Genomic DNA, 16,855 nt, shown 5'->3' with positions numbered 1-16,855 from the left:
GACCGCATGGCCGCAGGAGGCTTCTGCAAGCTGCCGAACGGCACGGTGGTGGTGGCACTGAACCTGCCAAGCCCCGCCGCCGACGGCTCGCCCACGGGTACGCCCGCGTGCGGGGTACGGGTGCTCGTGCACGCCCAGAACCGGGCGCGGGCCCTGACCCGGCTGCGCAATCTGGGCATGCGGGCGGTGTATCTGCGGGGCAACGCGGCTCCGCCGACGCCGGACGAGATCACGGCGGTCCTGCACCATCCGGACGGGCTGATATGGCGCACCGCGCCCGCGGCCGACGTCACCGCGGCGGATCTGGTGACCGAGCTGTGGCATCCGATCAGGGCGCTCCTCCGCCCCAGCGCTCCGCTGGGTTAGGCCGGAGGGGTCTGTTGAGCTTGCGGTGACCTTGTGCGGTGGGGGTGGGTTCTGTGCGCGGTGGGTTTGGGGGTGTGGGGTTGTCGGGCGGGTGCGGGTTTGTTGTGGCTGGGCGCGCAGTTCCCCGCGCCCCTTTTGGGGGGCTTGGGGGGTCGGTTGGGTGCGGGTGTGTTGTGGCTGGGCGCGCAGTTCCCCGCGCCCCTTTGGGGCTGGTCGGGGTTTGTCGGGGGGCCGGGGGTGGGGTTCTGTGCGTGGTTTCTCGCGCCCCTTTGGGGGGTGGTCAGGTTACTGGTTTGCCTGTGAGGGTTGCTCCTGCTTTGCGTAGGTCTTCGATCGCGCGCTGCGTTGTGTCCTCGGCCACGCCGGCTGTCAGGTCCAGGAGGACGTTCGTGCGGAAGCCCTCCCGCAGGGCGTCCAGGGCGGTGGCGCGTACGCAGTGGTCCGTGGCGATGCCCACCACGTCCACCTCGTCGACCCCACGCGCCCTGAGCCAGTCGGCCAGCAGGACGCCGTTCTCGTCGGTGCCCTCGAAGCCGCTGTAGGCCGCCGCGTACGCCCCCTTGTCGAAGACGGCGTCGATCGCGCCGGAGGCGACCGCGGGGGCGAAGTTCGGGTGGAAGCCCACGCCCTCCGTGCCGGCGACGCAGTGCGCGGGCCAGGAGTGCACGTAGTCGGGGTTGTCGGCGAAGTGGCCACCGGGCGCGATGTGGTGGTCACGGGTCGCCACCACATGCCGGTAGCCGGCCGGCGCCTGGCCGATCAGCTCGGTGATGGCGGCGGCCACATCGGCACCCCCGGCCACCGCGAGACTGCCCCCCTCGCAGAAGTCGTTCTGCACGTCTACGACGATCAAGGCGCGGCGCATGGTCGGTGTCCTTCGACTGGCGGTCCCCGGCTCCCAGAGCCCGGGGAGGGAAGATATGAGCCTAGAGACTTCGGCGGCGGTCCGGGAGGGGGGCGTCGGGGCGGGCGGCGGCGGTCCCGCTCTAGCTACCCGACCGTCCCGGGACATACTCCGTCGGAATGACGGGTTCCCCTCGCGAGAGCTGGGTAGCGGACAGCGGCAGATTGGCGCGGGCGGCCGCGTGCCGGTCGCGGACGACGTCCAGCGGCTCGCGGGCCACCACCTCACCGCCCTTGACCAGCTCGACCAGGAGCTGCCGGTCCACCAGCTCCGCGGGCACCGGCCCGGTGCCGATGACCTCGGCCTCCGCCACCCCGTCCGCGTCGAGCCGCCGCGCGGCCCACTTGCGCCCGCCGATGGAGGTCTTGCCGCCGGTGGACCGCTTCGCCACCGGCAGCAGCGGCGCCTGCGGGTCGCCCGACTCGGCGCGCGCCACCAGCTTGTAGACCATCGAGCAGGTCGGATGCCCGGAACCGGTCACCAGCTGGGTGCCGACGCCGTACGCGTCGACGGGCGCCGCGGCGAGCGAGGCGATGGCGTACTCGTCCAGGTCCGAGGTCACGACGATCTTCGTGTCGACGGCGCCCAGCTCGTCCAGCTGCTGCCGCACCCGGTGCGCGACCAGCAGCAGGTCACCGGAGTCGATGCGCACCGCGCCCAGCTCGGGACCTGCGACCTCCACGGCGGTCCGGACGGCCTCGGCGACGTCGTAGGTGTCCACCAGCAGCGTGGTGCCCCGCCCGAGCGAGTCCACCTGGGCCCGGAAGGCGTCCCGCTCGCGGTCGTGCAGCAGGGTGAAGGCGTGGGCGGAGGTGCCCACCGTCGGTATGCCGTAGCGGAAGCCGGCGGCCAGGTCCGAGGTGGTGGCGAAGCCGCCGACGTAGGCGGCGCGCGCGGCGGCCACGGCGGACAGCTCGTGGGTGCGCCGGGCGCCCATCTCGATCAGCGGCCGCTTCCCGGCGGCCGAGGCCATCCGGGAGGCCGCGGCGGCGATGGCCGAGTCGTGGTTGAGGATGGACAGGATCACCGTCTCCAGGAGCACGCACTCGGCGAACGTCCCCTCCACCCGCATCAGCGGCGAGCCGGGGAAGTACACCTCGCCCTCGGGGTAGCCCCAGATGTCACCGCCGAAGCGGTAGCCGGACAGCCACTGAAGGGTCTCCTCGTCGACGATCTGCCGCTCCCGCAGGAAGCCGAGGACGCCCGCGTCGAAGCGGAAGTTCTCGACCGCGTCCAGCACGCGTCCGGTGCCCGCCACGACGCCGTAGCGGCGCCCGTGCGGCAGCCGCCGGGTGAAGACCTCGAACACGCTGCGCCGGCCGGCGGTGCCCGCCCTGAGGGCCGCTTGCAGCATCGTCAGCTCGTACTGGTCCGTGAAGAGCGCCGTCGACGGAACGTCCACCGGCAGCCCAAGGTCTGCTGTGTCCATGGACCCGCATGCTACCCCCATCTCGTCAGTGTGACGATTTTTGCCCGGCGTGGCAGCATGGGCATGTGACGTCACCCGCGCCCGTAGAGATCGAACGCACCGAGTCGGCGGAGGAGGTCTTCGCCGTACCCGAGCCCGACGTCCCCTGGGTCACCATCGTGCACAACGACCCGGTCAACCTCATGAGCTATGTGACGTACGTCTTCCAGACGTACTTCGGCTATCCCAAGGACAAGGCCACCAAGCTCATGCTCGACGTCCACCACAAGGGCCGTGCGGTCGTCTCCAGCGGCAGTCGCGAGGAGATGGAGCGCGACGTGCAGGCGATGCACGGCTACGGTCTGTGGGCCACCCTCCAGCAGGACCGGAAGTAACGATCTCACCGATGCCAGGACACTTCGAACCGCTCCCCGGCGGCGGCGCCGCCGTCGCTCTCGACGACGTCGAGATCTCCATCATCCGGTCGCTGGCCGTCCAGCTGCTGGAGCTGATCGGCCCCGGACCCGCCCCGGACGCCCCCGCCGACCCGCTCGCCGAGCTGTTCGCCGAGGGTCCCAGCGAGCCGCCCGCCGACCCGGTGCTGCGCCGCCTCTTCCCGGACGCCTACAGCGATCCCGGACGGGCGCCGGACACGGCCGAGGAGGCCGAGGAGCGGCAGGCGTACTCCGCCGAGTTCCGCCGCTACACCGAGAACGACCTGCGGGCCGGCAAGCGGGAGAACGCCCTCGCGGTGATCCGCGCCCTGGACGCGCTGGCCGCGGCGGGGGAGGGCGGCGCCGTCCTCAAGCTGTCGCCCGCGGAGTCCCGGCAGTGGCTGGGCGCGCTCAACGACCTGCGGCTGGCGATCGGCTCCCGGCTGGAGATCACCGACGAGGACGACACCGATCTGCTCTACCGGCTGCCGGACGAGGACCCGCGCAAGCCGATGGTGATGGCGTACCTGTGGCTGGGCGGGCTCCAGGAAACCCTCGTGTCCACGCTCTTGCCCTGATTTGTCCCCTTGTCGAGTCCTCGGCGAGTCCTCGGTGTGGTCCTCGGTGCGCCCGCTGACATGTCCGCTCAGAGGACGCTCAAATCCGGGTAACGATCGCGTCACCCATGCGCCCATTTTTGCGGTGATTGTGTGCCGCTTGTCCCTTTTTGGCTGTGGCGTGCGCCACAGTTCACCGGTGTGATCAGCAGGGTGGTCGTGGTACATCTTCACGACCGCCCGGCGAACACCACCCATGTTCGGCCGGGTGCGCCACCGAGCCGGTGACCACCGGCCAGGCACCACTCCATCCATCCGGGGGGATCGAGACCCGGTCCGTGGCCCGACGAAGGGCCCGGATCGGCATGGAGAAAGGCGCACCGCACATGACCTCAGCGCAGGTCACCGAGGCACCCGAAGAGGGCTACGAGCGCGGACTCGGCAGCCGTCAGGTCCAGATGATCGCGATCGGCGGCGCCATCGGCGTCGGTCTGTTCCTGGGAGCCGGGGCGAACATCGCCAAGGCCGGACCCAGCCTCATCCTGATGTACGCCCTGGCCGGCGGCGTCATCTTCTTCATCATGCGCGCGCTCGGCGAGCTGCTGCTCTACCGGCCCGTCTCGGGCTCCTTCGCCGAGTACTCACGGGAATTCCTCGGCCCGTTCTTCGGCTACTTCACCGGCTGGACGTACTGGCTGATGTGGGTGGTGACCGGCATGGCCGAGCTGACGGCCGCCGCGATCTACGTCCACTACTGGTTCCCGTCCATCCCGCAGTGGGTGACGGCCCTGGTCTTCCTGGTGGCCCTGTTCGTGGCCAACCTGATCTCGGTGAAGCTGTTCGGCGAGATCGAGTTCTGGTTCTCGATGGTCAAGGTCACCGCGCTCATCGGCATGATCGTGATCGGCCTCGGCGTGCTCACCTTCGGCTTCAGCGCTGCGGGCGGCACCGCCACGGTCTCCAACCTGTGGCAGTTCGACGGCTTCTTCCCCAAGGGCGTCGGCTCGTCCCTGATGACCCTCCAGGGCGTGATGTTCGCCTACCTCGCCGTGGAACTGGTCGGCGTCACCGCCGGCGAGTCGGCGAACCCCGAGAAGACCCTCCCGAAGGCCATCAACACCCTGCCCTGGCGGATCGCGCTCTTCTACGTGGGCGCGCTCACCGTGATCCTGTGCGTGGTGAAGTGGACCGAGTTCGCCGAGGGCGTCAGCCCCTTCGTGAAGGCGTTCGCGGTCATCGGCATCCCGGCCGGCGCCGGCATCGTCAACTTCGTGGTGCTCACCGCGGCCCTGTCGTCCTGCAACTCCGGCATGTACTCCACGGGCCGCATGCTGCGCACCCTCGCCGACAACGGCGAGGCCCCGAAGACGTTCGGCCGGCTCTCGGCCCGCAGGACCCCCGCGCTCGGCATCACGGTCTCCGTCGCCTTCATGGCCATCGGCGTGGTCCTCAACTACATCGTCCCGGAGAAGGCGTTCGGCTACGTCACCTCCGTCGCCACCGCCGCCGGCATCTGGACCTGGCTGATGATCCTGATCAGCCACGTCCGCTACCGCCGCGAGGTCGTCTCGGGCCGGCTGCCCGCGTCCTCCTTCCCGGCGCCGGGCGGCTCGGTGTGCAGCTGGATCGCCATCGCGTTCCTGGTCTTCGTCACCGGACTGATCGCCTACGACGCCGACTCCCGGGTCTGCCTGTATGTGATGGCGGGCTGGGCGATGGCGCTCGGCATCGGCTGGCTGGTGCTCAGGAACCGCACACCGGGAACCACCGGTCCCCGCGAACCGGCACTGGAGAAGGTGCTCTGACCGCGGGGCTCCGCACCGGGGCCCCGCCGCCGAGGACGCCCGGCCGCGGCGCGTCACGCAGGGCGCCCGCCGCGGCCGCCGCTCAGGGCGTCCGTCATATGGGCCGCTCCGTACCAACCCCCGGTACGGAGCGGCCCCTCTGCTTATCCTTGCCCGCATGCTGACCATCACCCAGGACCTGTACGACCGGATCGTCGCCCACGCCCGCGAGGACCACCCGGACGAGGCGTGCGGCGTGGTCGCCGGACCCGCGGGCACCGACCGGCCCGAGCGCTTCGTCCCGATGCTCAACGCCGCCCGCTCGCCCACCTTCTACGAGTTCGACTCGCAGGACCTCCTGAAGCTCTACCGCGACCTCGACGACCGCGACGAGGAGCCGGTGATCATCTACCACTCGCACACCGCGACCGAGGCATACCCCTCCCGCACCGACATCGGCTACGCCAACGAGCCCGGCGCCCACTACGTCCTGGTCTCCACGGCGGACACCGACGGCCTCGGCGAGTTCCAGTTCCGCTCCTTCCGGATCCTCGACGGCGAGGTCACCGAGGAGGACGTCAAGGTCGTCGACGCGTACTGACCGACCCCCATGACCACAGTTCGGTCAGAATTCATCCACGATGCGAGATCACCTTCCAGGAAGCGGACCGGGAATCGATACGATGACCCCATGGTTCTCCACGACGTGAGCGAGAAGACGCCGGGCATGTTGCTCGTGGCGCGGCTGCACGTCGATCTGTGCAGGCTGAACAGCGCCATCTGTTGACGTTTCCCTGCCGCCGTGCGGCCCTGAGCCGCGGCGCTCCCCGGTGCCGAAAGCCCGGGGACCCCCTTGTGCGCCCCGATCCGACACTTCCGACAGGAGCCCGCGACCATGGCCATCGAGGTCCGCATCCCCACCATCCTCCGCCAGTACACCGACGGTCAGAAGGCGGTGGAGGGCAGCGGCGACACCCTCGCCGCGCTGTTCGCCGACCTCGACACCCGGCACGCGGGCATCCAGGCCCGCATCGTGGAAGACGGCAAGCTGCGCCGCTTCGTCAACGTCTACCTGAACGACGAGGACGTCCGGTTCGTCGACGGCATCGACACCAAGCTGACCGACGGCGACACCGTGACGATCCTGCCGGCCGTGGCCGGCGGTATGGCCTGAACGGCCGCTGGTCCCCGATGCGCTACGACTCCCCGCTCGCCGCGGTGGGCGGCACACCGCTCGTCCGCCTGCCGCGCCTGTCACCCTCCGCCGACGTGCGGATCTGGGCCAAGCTGGAGGACCGCAACCCGACCGGCTCGGTCAAGGACCGCCCGGCCCTGCACATGATCGAGCAGGCGGAGAAGGACGGCCGGCTCACCCCCGGCTGCACCGTCCTGGAACCCACCTCAGGCAACACCGGCATCTCCCTGGCCATGGCGGCCAGGCTCAAGGGCTACCGCATCGTGTGCGTGATGCCCGAGAACACCTCGCAGGAGCGCCGGGACCTGCTCGCCATGTGGGGCGCCGAGATCATCTCCTCACCGGCCGCGGGCGGCTCCAACACCGCCGTACGCGTCGCCAAGGAACTGGCCGCCGAGCACCCGGACTGGGTGATGCTCTACCAGTACGGCAACCCGGACAACGCCGGCGCCCACTACGCCACCACCGGCCCGGAGATCCTGGCCGACCTCCCTTCGATCACCCACTTCGTGGCCGGCCTCGGCACCACCGGCACCCTCATGGGCGTCGGCCGCTTCCTGCGCGAGCACAAGCCGGACGTGAAGATCGTCGCCGCCGAGCCGCGCTACGACGACCTGGTGTACGGCCTGCGCAACCTCGACGAGGGCTTCGTACCCGAGCTGTACGACCCCTCCGTGCTCACCACCCGCTTCTCCGTCGGCTCCGCCGACGCGGTCACCCGCACCCGTGAACTCCTCCAGCAAGAGGGCATCTTCGCGGGCGTCTCCACGGGCGCCGCGCTGCACGCCGCGCTCGGTGTCGGCCGCAAGGCGGTACAGGCCGGCGAGAGCGCCGACATCGTCTTCATCGTGGCCGACGGCGGCTGGAAGTACCTTTCCACGGGCGTCTACACGGCGGCCACGACGGAAGAGGCCATCAAGACGCTCCAGGGACAGCTCTGGGCGTAGCACCGCCGCAGGGGCGCCGCCGAGAGCGCCGAGCGGCATCCCCGGCCGGTGCCCACCGGCCGGGGACCGCGCGGGATCCGCACGGCCGGGTGGCACGTCCCATCCGTACCGGGGCCGGCACCCGGCGGAAGGCGGTCACCCCATGCGCGGTACGACGATCCACCGCACGACACTCACCGCCGCGACGGCCGCGATCCTCCTCGCGGGCTGCGGCGGCGGCACGGGCGCGGGCGGCAGCACGGCGCCCTCCTCCCCGGCCCGCTCCTCGTCGGCTTCCTCGACCACCACGGCCCCGCATTCCTCCCCTGCCCCGCCGTCAACTCCCGCCACAGGCACGGCTCCCGCCCCGCCGTCCGGACCGGACACGACGCGCCCGCCGAGCCCGGCGCCGACGGCCGCAGCCTGTGCCTGGCGCGCGGCGGGGTGGTGCGGATCACGCTGCACGGCACGGCCGAGCGCCCCTGGAAGCCGGTCACCGCGAGCGGCGACGCGCTGAAACCCGTCAACCCCGGCCTCGTCATCCTGCCGGGCGACGCGGTCGCCGCCTACGAGGCCGTCACCCCCGGCACCGCGTCGCTCACCTCGACCCGCCCGCTCTGCCCCGAACCCGGCCCCGGCAAGCTCTCCTGCCTGGGCCTCCAGAACTGGTCCGTCACGATACGAGTCCCCTGACCCAAGCGCTCCGCTGCAGATGCCGCGATATGCCGTCGGTCGTCTGCGGCACCGTCGTGGCTGGTCGCGCAGTTCCCCGCGCCCCTTCGGGGTGCTGCCGAACCGCAGCGGACTCAGGTGGCCAGGTGGCGTACCTGGTCCCACAGGACCGGATCGACCACGCCCACCCGGCGCCGGAAGTCCCACACCGGCACCTGACGCAGCTCGTCCGTCTCCAGGAAACTCGGTCGGCCGTGCGCGTCGCCCACCGAACCAGGCGGCAACGGGATCACCCCGGCACGCTCGTCGTGGTACTTGCTGGTGATTTTCGCCACCGTGGCCCGCTTGCCGTGCACCGCCAGCACCAGACAGGGCCGGTCCGACGTGCGGGGCCCGCTTCCGTAGGGCACGTTCGCCCACCAGATGTCCCCCGGCCGCGGCCGCTCGGCACGCGCTGGCGGACGCTCCTCGCGGCCCGCCGGACGCCTCCCGCGCCGCGCCGGGCGACGGCTGCGTCCCCAGCCGTCGACGAGCGTGGCGACCAGCGCGAGCAGTACCACCGCCGCGAGCGCCAGCCACCAGGACGTGTCCATATCGTTGACGGTACCGGCGCGTGCAACCCCGCGCGCGCCCTCTGTTCAGACATCCGCACCACGTCCAGCCGAATCGGTGACACCACAGGTGAGTTCGCCCACAACGGCCCCTGGCGGAGGAGCGACCCGTGCTGTTGCGCCTTACGCTCGACGGACCGCACGACCCCTGTGTGCCCCTTCCTGAACCCCTTTCACCGTTTCTGGAGAGTTCCATTCGGAACGCTCCAGCCGGATTCACCGCCAACGGAGGTTTCTGCTTCATGAAGCTCACCGTCGTCGGCTGCTCGGGGTCGTTTCCGTCCGCGGATTCGGCCTGTTCGAGCTACCTCGTCGAGGCCGACGGCTTCCGGCTGCTGCTCGACCTGGGCAATGGCGCCCTCGGCGAGCTGCAGCGCCACTGCGGTCTCTACGACCTCGACGCGATCTTCCTCAGCCATCTGCACGCCGACCACTGCATCGACATGTGCGCCTACTTCGTGGCGCGCTACTACCGGCACGACGGCGGACGCGCCGCCCCGATCCCGGTCTACGGACCCGAAGGCACGGAACAGCGTCTGACCACCGCCTACGCCGACACCCCCACCGCCTCGTCCATGAGCGAGGTCTTCGACTTCCACACGGTCAAGCCGTCCACGTTCGAGATCGGCCCGTTCACCGTGCACACCGAACGGGTGCGGCACCCCGTGGAGGCGTACGGCATCCGCGTCGAGCACGGCGGGTCGTCGCTGACGTACTCCGGCGACACGGGTGTCACCGCGGCGCTCGACGAGCTGGCCCGGGACACCGACCTCTTCCTATGCGAGGCCGCGTTCACCTACGGCAAGGAGAACATCCCCGACCTGCACCTCAACGGCCGCGAGGCGGGCGAGACCGCGGCCCGCGCGGGTGCCCGGCGCCTGGTGCTCACCCACATCCCCCCGTGGACCGACCCCGAGGCCAACCTGGCGGACGCCCGCGCCGTCTTCGACGGCCCGGTGGAACTGGCGGCGCCGAGAGCGACGTACGAGATCTGAGTCCGTACGGGGTTCAGGCCCGTACGCACGAGAAGGCCGGACGGCCCCGGAACCGATCGGTTCCGGGGCCGTCGTCATGCCGTGCGGCGCTGCCGTGCCGCGTCCGTGCGGTGGTGCCGTGCCGTGCGGCGGCTCACGCCTTGGTGAGGTCCTCGACCTCCTCCTCGGGCTCGCGGCCCGGAGTCTTCAGGTCGAACCTGACGATGGCGAAGTGGAAGGTCACGTAGTAGACGGCCGCGAAGACCAGCCCGATCGGGATGATCAGCCATGGCTTGGTCGCCAGATGCCAGTTCAGCGCGTAGTCGATCAGACCGGCCGAGAAGTTGAAGCCAGCGTGCACGCCCAGCGCCCAGGTCACCGCCATCGACACCGCGGTCAGCACCGCGTGCAGCACGTACAGGACCGGCGCGACGAACATGAAGGAGAACTCGATCGGCTCGGTGACCCCGGTCACGAACGAGGTCAGCGCCAGGGAGACCATCATGCCCAGCACCGCCTTGCGGCGCTCCGGCCGGGCGCAGTGCGCGATGGCCAGCGCGGCGGCCGGCAGACCGAACATCATGATCGGGAAGAAGCCGGACTGGAACAGACCGGCGGAGGGGTCACCGGCCAGGAACCGGGTGATGTCGCCGTGCACGACGTCACCGGCCGAGTTCTTGAAGTCGCCCAGCTGGAACCAGGCCACGGTGTTGACGAACTGGTGCATGCCGATCGGGATCAGCGCCCGGTTCACCGCGCCGAACAGGGCCGCGCCGCCCGAGCCGAGGCCGGTCATCCACTCGCCGAAGTGCGAGATGCCGTTGCCGATCGGCTCCCAGACCAGACCGAAGAAGACACCCATGACGAGGCCGACGAAGGCCATGATGATCGGCACGAGCCGGCGGCCGTTGAAGAAGCCCAGCCAGTCGACCAGCCTGGTGCGGTGGAAACGCTGCCACAGCACGGCGGCCAGCAGACCCATGACAATGCCGCCGAGTACCCCGGGATCGTTGTAGACGGCGGCCGTGTCCTTGCCCTGCTGGATCACTTCCTCGGAGACCGGGAAGGCCTGGAGGACCTTGCTGTAGACGAGGAAGCCGACCACCGCGGCGAGCGCCGTCGAGCCGTCCGCCTTCTTGGCGAACCCGATGGCCACGCCGATGCAGAACAGGATCGGCAGGGAGCCGGTCAGCGCGCTGCCCGCGTTGTCGAACACGGCGGCGACCTTGTCCCAGCCGAGCCCGTCCTTGCCGAAGATGTCGGGCTGGCCGAGCCGCACCATGATGCCCGCGGCCGGCAGCACGGCGATCGGCAGCTGCAGGCTGCGGCCGACCTTCTGCAGGCCCTGGAACAGGCCGGTCCCCCGCTTCCTCGCGGGAGCCGCCGACGCGGTGGCGGTGCTCATGCTTCCTCCGTCAGGTGGTGGTCTACACCACGCAGTGGTGTAGACCTGTTGTAGCACGGTGAAGGGCAGGCAAGGAACCCGCGAATTGCACAAGCGTACTGCCGTCTCCGGACCTCTCTCTGTGACGTCCCCGACCTCGCCCTGCGCCTCCCGCGCCGGGGTCAGCGGGTTGACCCGCACGATCGCGAAACGGAACATCGGCAGCGGGTTTGGCGACCCCGCGACACCTGGTGTAGACCAGTTGCGGACGGCTCCGCTGTCGTGACGGCCATCATGCGGCACGTACGACCTGACCGCTCGCGAAGCTGCGCCGACTGTGGGTTACTGCGACAAAGCGGTTCGGATCAGGGAGAAACAACATGGCCAGCAAGGCTGAGAAGATCGTCGCCGGCCTCGGCGGAGTCGACAACATCGAGGAGATCGAGGGCTGCATCACCCGGCTGCGCACCGAGGTCGTGGACCCCTCCAAGGTCGACGACGCCGCCCTGAAGGCCGCCGGCGCCCATGGCGTCGTCAAGATGGGCACCGCCATCCAGGTCGTCATCGGCACCGACGCCGACCCGATCGCCGCGGAGATCGAAGACATGATGTGAGCCCACCCGGCTCACCCGGCGGAGGCCAAGCAGGTCCAGTGAAGTCCGCTGCGGTTCGACAGCGCCCCGAAGGGGCGCGGGGCGGTATCGATATGCGGCTCCGCCGCGCGGGCCCGCCCAGCCACGAAAGTGCCGCAGACGACCGACGGCATATCGCGGCGTTTCCAGCGGAGCGCTTAGGCTCAGCGCCATGTCTCGAATCGACGGCCGCACCCCCGAACAGCTCCGCCCCGTCACCATCGAACGCGGCTGGAGCAAGCACGCCGAGGGCTCCGTCCTCGTCTCCTTCGGCGACACCAAGGTGTTCTGCACCGCATCCGTCACCGAAGGCGTCCCCCGCTGGCGCAAGGGCAGCGGCGAGGGCTGGGTCACCGCCGAATACGCCATGCTGCCCCGCGCCACCAACACCCGCGGCGACCGCGAATCCGTCAAGGGCAAGATCGGCGGCCGAACCCACGAGATCTCCCGGCTCATCGGCCGCTCCCTGCGCGCCGTCATCGACTACAAGGCCCTCGGCGAGAACACCATCGTCCTCGACTGCGACGTCCTCCAAGCCGACGGCGGCACCCGCACCGCCGCCATCACCGGCGCCTACGTCGCCCTCGCCGACGCCGTCACCTGGGCCCAGGACCGCAAACTCGTCCGCCCCGGACGCCGGCCGCTCACCGGCACCGTCAGCGCCGTCTCGGTCGGCATCGTCGGCGGAGTTCCGCTCCTCGACCTCTGCTACGAAGAGGACGTACGCGCCGAGACCGACATGAACGTCGTCTGCACCGGCGACGGCCGCTTCGTCGAGGTTCAGGGCACCGCCGAAGCCGAACCCTTCGCCCGCGACGAACTCAACGCCCTGCTCGACCTCGCCGTCACCGGCTGCACCGAACTCGCCGCCCTCCAGCACACCGCGCTGCGCGCCACCCTCGAAAAGTAAAGGGAACACCAAAACAGCGTGCTCCGCGGGGCAACCCCGTCGGCCTCCCCGGCGTCCCTATGAATACGGGCGCACGGCACCCACCGTGCGCCCGGCCAGCCGGAACCGGGGAGGGAACCCAACCATGGCCGCGAGCCGACGCCGCCGTCGCGCCCGTATCATCACCGTCGCCGCCGTGACGGCCGCCGTCGCGCTCACCACCGGCCTCGCCACCGGCTGCGACGCCGTGGACAAGGCGCTGGACTGCGTCCGCACCGCAGACGCCATCGCCGACAGCGTGACCGAACTCCAGCAGGCGGCCGAGAACGCGGCCACCGACCCCACCCGCGCCGACGAAGCCCTCGACGCCATCGAGAAGAACCTCACCAAGATCGGCGACAAGACCGACGACACCGACGTCAACAAGGCCGTGGACGACCTCGGCCAAGCCGTCACCAACGTCCGCACCGCGATCAAGAACGGCGACAGCACCCCCGACATCGGCCCCGTCACCGACGCGGCCGGTGAACTGACCAAGGTCTGCACCCCGTAGACCGGCCCGCGGACAGGGGGATACTGGCCTCCATGACCCGCCTCATCCTCGCCACCCGCAACGCCGGAAAGATCACCGAACTCCGCTCGATCCTCGCCGACGCCGGACTCACCCACGAACTCATCGGCGCGGACGCCTACCCGGGCGTCCCCGACGTCAAGGAGACGGGCGTGACGTTCGCCGAGAACGCGCTGCTCAAGGCACACACCCTGGCCCGCGCGACCGGACTGCCCGCCGTCGCCGACGACTCGGGCCTGTGCGTCGACGTCATGAACGGCGCCCCCGGCATCTTCTCGGCCCGCTGGGCCGGACGGCACGGCGACGACAAGGCCAACCTCGACCTGCTGCTCGCCCAGCTCTCCGACATCGCCGACGAACACCGAGGCGCGCACTTCGCCTGCGCGGCGGCCCTGGCCCTGCCGGACGGGCGTGAGGCGGTGGTCGAGGGCCAGTTGCGGGGCACCCTTCGCCACCGGCCCGCGGGCACGAACGGCTTCGGCTACGACCCGATCCTCCAGCCGGACGGCGACACCCGAACCTGCGCCGAACTGACCCCACCCGAAAAAAACGCCATCAGTCACCGAGGCAAGGCCTTCCGCGCCCTGGTACCAGCGGTACGAGCCCTGCTGGGCTGAGGCCGCAAAGAAAGCCCCACGCCTACGAATCGAAGGTGTGGGGCTCCTTTTACTTGTGCGCCCGGTCGGATTCGAACCGACAAACACGACTTCCTAAAAGTCGCCGCTCGGCCGTTGGCGTACGGGCGCTCTGGTCGGAGGCTACTCTACTGCGCTACGCCTTCCGCCGTCCTCCCCCTCTGCACCAGGTACTGGTGATCGCATGACAGTTGGGGCACAGTAACCGCAGATTCTCCCGCCGGTCGTCGCGCCAGTCCCCGTTGATGTGATCGACCTCCAGCGTCATGGGGCGCCCGAGCCACTGGGAGCCCACACCGCACGACGCGCATTGCTCCATTACGCCGACCTCGCGGAGCGCGCGACGCAGGAGATGAGTCCTGGTGCGCTGCTTGCCCTCGTGCTGGACCAGAATGTCCTTAGCACGCCTGACGGGACTCGGCCCTGCTTTTCCCCGCTGGTGGGCTTGGCCGAGGAAGTGGGAGAGGTCGAGGCCATCCTCGGCCACCCACTGGCGGAACAGGGTGCGTGCCTGGCCGCTGTAGGGCGGGAGGCCCAGGGCGCGCAGAGCATCCGCGATGGTCGTCGCCGTCTCGACAGCACGGCGCAGTACCTCGGCTCTCGGTTTGCGGGGCCCGGCGGCCCGCCTCCCGCGGGGCATATGAGAGACGTCGATGCCGAAGTGCTCGAATCGGCGCAAGAGATAACGGCGAAGTTGGCCGTAGGGCCGGGTGCCGAAGAAGGCGATGACCTCGTCGATGTCGGAACACCGTGCCGCAGCCTCGGCCAGCCGCTCCCGGGTGTACCGCACCCCGCCGGTCATGAGGCGCGGCTCTTGCCACGGCCACGGTAAGTGTCCGTCGTGGAGTGGCAGTTGGGGCAGAGCAGCCGCAGGTTCTCGATCTCGTTGTTGCGCCAGTCGCCGTCGATGTGGTCGACCTCAAGGGGCAGCGGTTCTCCCAGCCACACCGGTGCCATGCCGCACATGGCACACCGCTCGTCGATGCCGTGCGCCAGCATGGCCCGCTTGAGACGGCTGCTCTGCATCCGCCGGGCGTTGGCCGCCGACTGTTTCACCAGCAGCCCCTCCGGTGTGCGAAGCCGACGCCCGCCCCTCTGCGTCGGCACCCGGAAGTGAGAGGTGTCGATGCCGTACGCCTTGATGCGGCGGCTGATGTGAGTGTGGTGCCCGCCGACCACATCGAGTCCGAGACGGCGCAGCACCTCGCCCATGTTGGACGAGGCCGACACCGCTGTCTGGAGGATTTCGCGGGTCCACTTGGCGCCCTCCCGCTCGAAGTGGGAGGTGTCGATTCCCAGTCTCCGCATGCGGTCCCTGATGTAGTTTCGGGTGGAGCTGCGTGGATCCACCCCGAGTCGCCCCAATGCCTCCGTCAGCGTCCGCGCCCCCTGGGCCGCCGCCTCCAGTCGGTCCCTGTTGTATGCGCTGGCTCCCATCCCGACCCCCTCCGTTCCCAGTCGGTCACCTGTTCGTGACCTCGCACTGAGTAACGAACCGTTTATCGGACGGTTACGGTCGAAGGATGCAGCGGGCCCGCACCCGGTTGTTTCGGGGCGGGCCGTTCGGGGGTGCGGTCAGAGGGAGAGGTCTTTGATGAGTTTGGCTACGTGGCCGGTGGCCTTGACGTTGTACAGGGCCCGTTCCACCTTGCCCTCCTCGTCCACGATCACCGTGGAGCGGATGACGCCGACCGTCGTCTTGCCGTACAGCTTCTTCTCGCCGAAGGCGCCGTACTCCGTGAGGACCCGCCGGTCCGGGTCGGCGAGGAGGGTCACCTTCAGGGACTCCTTCTCGCGGAACTTCGCCAGTTTCTCCGGCTTGTCGGGGGAGATCCCGATCACGTCGTAGCCCGCGCCGGCCAGGAGGTCCAGGTTGTCGGTGAAGTCGCACGCCTGCTTGGTGCAGCCGGGGGTGAGGGCCGCCGGGTAGAAGTACACGATGACCTTGCGGCCCTTGTGGTCCGACAGGGACACCTCGGTGCCGTCGGCGTCGGGCAGGGTGAAGGCGGGGGCCACGTCCCCGGGCTGGAGTCGCTCGCTCATCGGTCTAGCGTAACGGGGGGTCCTGACAGTGCGGCGGCGTGGGAAGCTGACAGACTGTCCGAAACAGCACCAGCAGACTTCGGAGGCCGTACGGTGGCGGACACGTCGGACACCAGAACCCCGGCGCAGATCGAGGCGGACATCAGGCGCCGCCGTGAAGTGCTGGCCGAGACGCTTGACGAGATCGGGGTGCGGGTGCATCCGAAGACCGTCGTCGGGGATGCCAAGGCCAAGGTCGTCGCCAACGTCGACCGCACTCTCGGACGGGCTTATGTGCAGGTCAACCGGGTGATCAGCGACGTCAGGGCGCAGTTCGTCGACGAGCAGGGCGCGCCGCGTGCGGAGCGCATCGTGCCGGTGGCCCTGGTCGCCGTCGGGGTGGTGGGGCTGCTGGCCCTCGGTTCCCGGCGCCGCAAGGGCTGACCCGGTCGCTTACGGGCACGTGAAAGGCAGGTAGGTTCGAAGGCGTGAGCGCCAACAGAAACGAGCACAGCAGCACCCCCCGTCACGACAAGCTGCCCATTCGGATGCTGCACGACCGGGTCCTCGTGCGGCAGGACACCACCGAGGGCGAGCGGCGTTCGGGCGGCGGCATCCTGATTCCCGCCACCGCGGCCGTGGGCCGTCGGCTGGCCTGGGCCGAGGTCGTGGCGGTCGGGCAGAACGTCCGGACCGTGGAGCCGGGTGACCGTGTCCTGTACGACCCGGAGGACCGGGCCGAGGTGGAGGTGCGGGGGATCCCGTACGTGCTGATGCGCGAGCGTGATCTGCATGCCGTGGCCGCCGACCGGTTCGAGGGGTCGGAGGATTCCACCGGCCTGTACCTGTAGATCACATCTGTTCTCGGATCACACCTGTTCTTCGACGGCC

General features: G+C 69.9%; 24 protein-coding genes and 1 tRNA gene. 16 read left to right on the top strand and 9 right to left on the bottom strand.

The window, feature by feature from the left end:
• The first annotated feature begins 6 nt into the window (after positions 1-6).
• On the top strand, positions 7-366 hold the full coding sequence (locus tag AC27LF_RS03590; RefSeq protein WP_404029563.1) for a hypothetical protein: 360 nt from the start codon (positions 7-9) through the stop codon (positions 364-366).
• Between the two features lie 280 nt (positions 367-646).
• On the opposite strand, the gene AC27LF_RS03585 is transcribed toward AC27LF_RS03590, so the two are convergent.
• Both AC27LF_RS03585 and AC27LF_RS03580 read right to left on the bottom strand, forming a co-directional pair.
• Positions 647-1,231: an isochorismatase family protein gene (locus AC27LF_RS03585; protein ID WP_479655892.1), complete on the bottom strand. Its 585-nt coding sequence runs from the start codon at positions 1,229-1,231 to the stop codon at positions 647-649.
• Positions 1,232-1,352: 121 nt separating this feature from the next.
• Positions 1,353-2,699, bottom strand: a complete 1,347-nt coding sequence (locus AC27LF_RS03580) for a nicotinate phosphoribosyltransferase (RefSeq protein WP_479655893.1) — start codon at positions 2,697-2,699, stop codon at positions 1,353-1,355.
• Positions 2,700-2,707: 8 nt separating this feature from the next.
• Between AC27LF_RS03580 and clpS the strand changes: the two genes are divergently transcribed.
• From clpS to AC27LF_RS03545, 7 genes are all read left to right on the top strand, one after another.
• Positions 2,708-3,073: an ATP-dependent Clp protease adapter ClpS gene (clpS, locus tag AC27LF_RS03575; RefSeq protein ID WP_351736352.1), complete on the top strand. Its 366-nt coding sequence runs from the start codon at positions 2,708-2,710 to the stop codon at positions 3,071-3,073.
• A gap of 11 nt (positions 3,074-3,084) precedes the next feature.
• Positions 3,085-3,690: a DUF2017 domain-containing protein gene (locus tag AC27LF_RS03570; protein WP_479655894.1), complete on the top strand. Its 606-nt coding sequence runs from the start codon at positions 3,085-3,087 to the stop codon at positions 3,688-3,690.
• Positions 3,691-4,055: 365 nt separating this feature from the next.
• Positions 4,056-5,474 carry an amino acid permease gene (locus tag AC27LF_RS03565; protein WP_479655895.1) on the top strand — a complete coding sequence of 473 codons (1,419 nt, stop codon included), beginning with the start codon at positions 4,056-4,058 and terminating at the stop codon, positions 5,472-5,474.
• A 157-nt stretch (positions 5,475-5,631) separates the two neighbouring features.
• Positions 5,632-6,054, top strand: a complete 423-nt coding sequence (locus AC27LF_RS03560) for a M67 family metallopeptidase (RefSeq protein WP_404029554.1) — start codon at positions 5,632-5,634, stop codon at positions 6,052-6,054.
• Between the two features lie 90 nt (positions 6,055-6,144).
• A complete protein-coding gene (locus tag AC27LF_RS03555; protein WP_390829114.1) occupies positions 6,145-6,240 on the top strand; it encodes a putative leader peptide in 96 nt (31 codons plus the stop codon).
• A 108-nt stretch (positions 6,241-6,348) separates the two neighbouring features.
• Positions 6,349-6,627: a MoaD/ThiS family protein gene (locus AC27LF_RS03550; protein WP_404029552.1), complete on the top strand. Its 279-nt coding sequence runs from the start codon at positions 6,349-6,351 to the stop codon at positions 6,625-6,627.
• A 17-nt stretch (positions 6,628-6,644) separates the two neighbouring features.
• The gene (locus tag AC27LF_RS03545) at positions 6,645-7,595 is read left to right on the top strand and encodes a PLP-dependent cysteine synthase family protein (protein WP_479655896.1); all 951 of its coding nucleotides are present in this window, start codon (positions 6,645-6,647) and stop codon (positions 7,593-7,595) included.
• Between the two features lie 135 nt (positions 7,596-7,730).
• On the opposite strand, the gene AC27LF_RS03540 is transcribed toward AC27LF_RS03545, so the two are convergent.
• Positions 7,731-7,883 (bottom strand): hypothetical protein, encoded by a 153-nt coding sequence (locus AC27LF_RS03540; protein WP_479655897.1) that lies wholly within the window; start codon positions 7,881-7,883, stop codon positions 7,731-7,733.
• Positions 7,884-8,021: 138 nt separating this feature from the next.
• On the opposite strand from AC27LF_RS03540, the gene AC27LF_RS03535 reads away from it, so the two are divergent.
• On the top strand, positions 8,022-8,267 hold the full coding sequence (locus AC27LF_RS03535) for a hypothetical protein (protein ID WP_479655898.1): 246 nt from the start codon (positions 8,022-8,024) through the stop codon (positions 8,265-8,267).
• Between the two features lie 113 nt (positions 8,268-8,380).
• Here the strand turns inward: AC27LF_RS03535 and AC27LF_RS03530 are convergent, their stop codons facing one another.
• Complete coding sequence (locus AC27LF_RS03530) at positions 8,381-8,839, bottom strand: type II toxin-antitoxin system PemK/MazF family toxin (RefSeq protein WP_479655899.1); 459 nt, start codon at positions 8,837-8,839, stop codon at positions 8,381-8,383.
• Between the two features lie 260 nt (positions 8,840-9,099).
• On the opposite strand from AC27LF_RS03530, the gene AC27LF_RS03525 reads away from it, so the two are divergent.
• The gene (locus AC27LF_RS03525) at positions 9,100-9,852 is read left to right on the top strand and encodes an MBL fold metallo-hydrolase (protein ID WP_479655900.1); all 753 of its coding nucleotides are present in this window, start codon (positions 9,100-9,102) and stop codon (positions 9,850-9,852) included.
• Between the two features lie 133 nt (positions 9,853-9,985).
• Here AC27LF_RS03525 and AC27LF_RS03520 read toward each other — a convergent pair whose 3' ends face one another.
• On the bottom strand, positions 9,986-11,236 hold the full coding sequence (locus tag AC27LF_RS03520) for a PTS transporter subunit EIIC (RefSeq protein ID WP_479655901.1): 1,251 nt from the start codon (positions 11,234-11,236) through the stop codon (positions 9,986-9,988).
• A gap of 359 nt (positions 11,237-11,595) precedes the next feature.
• On the opposite strand from AC27LF_RS03520, the gene AC27LF_RS03515 reads away from it, so the two are divergent.
• The 4 genes from AC27LF_RS03515 (at position 11,596) to rdgB (ending at position 13,924) form a co-directional block, all read left to right on the top strand.
• Positions 11,596-11,829, top strand: a complete 234-nt coding sequence (locus AC27LF_RS03515) for a PTS sugar transporter subunit IIB (RefSeq protein ID WP_351736374.1) — start codon at positions 11,596-11,598, stop codon at positions 11,827-11,829.
• Positions 11,830-12,019: 190 nt separating this feature from the next.
• Positions 12,020-12,757, top strand: coding sequence for a ribonuclease PH (gene rph, locus AC27LF_RS03510; protein WP_479655902.1), 738 nt, complete (start codon positions 12,020-12,022; stop codon positions 12,755-12,757).
• Between the two features lie 124 nt (positions 12,758-12,881).
• The gene (locus tag AC27LF_RS03505; RefSeq protein WP_479655903.1) at positions 12,882-13,289 is read left to right on the top strand and encodes a hypothetical protein; all 408 of its coding nucleotides are present in this window, start codon (positions 12,882-12,884) and stop codon (positions 13,287-13,289) included.
• 32 nt (positions 13,290-13,321) lie between these two features.
• Entirely contained in the window at positions 13,322-13,924 is a 603-nt protein-coding gene (gene rdgB, locus AC27LF_RS03500) for an RdgB/HAM1 family non-canonical purine NTP pyrophosphatase (RefSeq protein WP_479655904.1), read from the top strand.
• Between the two features lie 56 nt (positions 13,925-13,980).
• Here the strand turns inward: rdgB and AC27LF_RS03495 are convergent.
• From AC27LF_RS03495 to bcp, 4 genes are all read right to left on the bottom strand, one after another.
• Positions 13,981-14,053: transfer RNA gene (locus tag AC27LF_RS03495), tRNA-Leu, on the bottom strand.
• 25 nt (positions 14,054-14,078) lie between these two features.
• Positions 14,079-14,744, bottom strand: coding sequence for an HNH endonuclease (locus AC27LF_RS03490; RefSeq protein WP_479655905.1), 666 nt, complete (start codon positions 14,742-14,744; stop codon positions 14,079-14,081).
• Complete coding sequence (locus tag AC27LF_RS03485) at positions 14,741-15,379, bottom strand: HNH endonuclease signature motif containing protein (RefSeq protein ID WP_479655906.1); 639 nt, start codon at positions 15,377-15,379, stop codon at positions 14,741-14,743. The genes AC27LF_RS03490 and AC27LF_RS03485 overlap by 4 nt, the downstream gene beginning before the upstream one ends.
• Positions 15,380-15,517: 138 nt before the next feature.
• Positions 15,518-15,985 (bottom strand): thioredoxin-dependent thiol peroxidase, encoded by a 468-nt coding sequence (gene bcp / locus AC27LF_RS03480; RefSeq protein WP_479655907.1) that lies wholly within the window; start codon positions 15,983-15,985, stop codon positions 15,518-15,520.
• Positions 15,986-16,078: 93 nt separating this feature from the next.
• Here bcp and AC27LF_RS03475 point away from each other — a divergent pair, with 93 nt between their 5' ends.
• On the top strand, positions 16,079-16,408 hold the full coding sequence (locus AC27LF_RS03475) for a DUF3618 domain-containing protein (RefSeq protein WP_388716794.1): 330 nt from the start codon (positions 16,079-16,081) through the stop codon (positions 16,406-16,408).
• A gap of 104 nt (positions 16,409-16,512) precedes the next feature.
• Positions 16,513-16,815 (top strand): GroES family chaperonin, encoded by a 303-nt coding sequence (locus tag AC27LF_RS03470; RefSeq protein WP_404029674.1) that lies wholly within the window; start codon positions 16,513-16,515, stop codon positions 16,813-16,815.
• Positions 16,816-16,855 lie beyond the last annotated feature (40 nt).

This window comes from Streptomyces diversicolor (assembly GCF_057537855.1).
The sequence above is the reverse complement of the archived record's forward strand: the minus strand, read 5'-3'. Positions and strand labels throughout refer to the sequence as shown.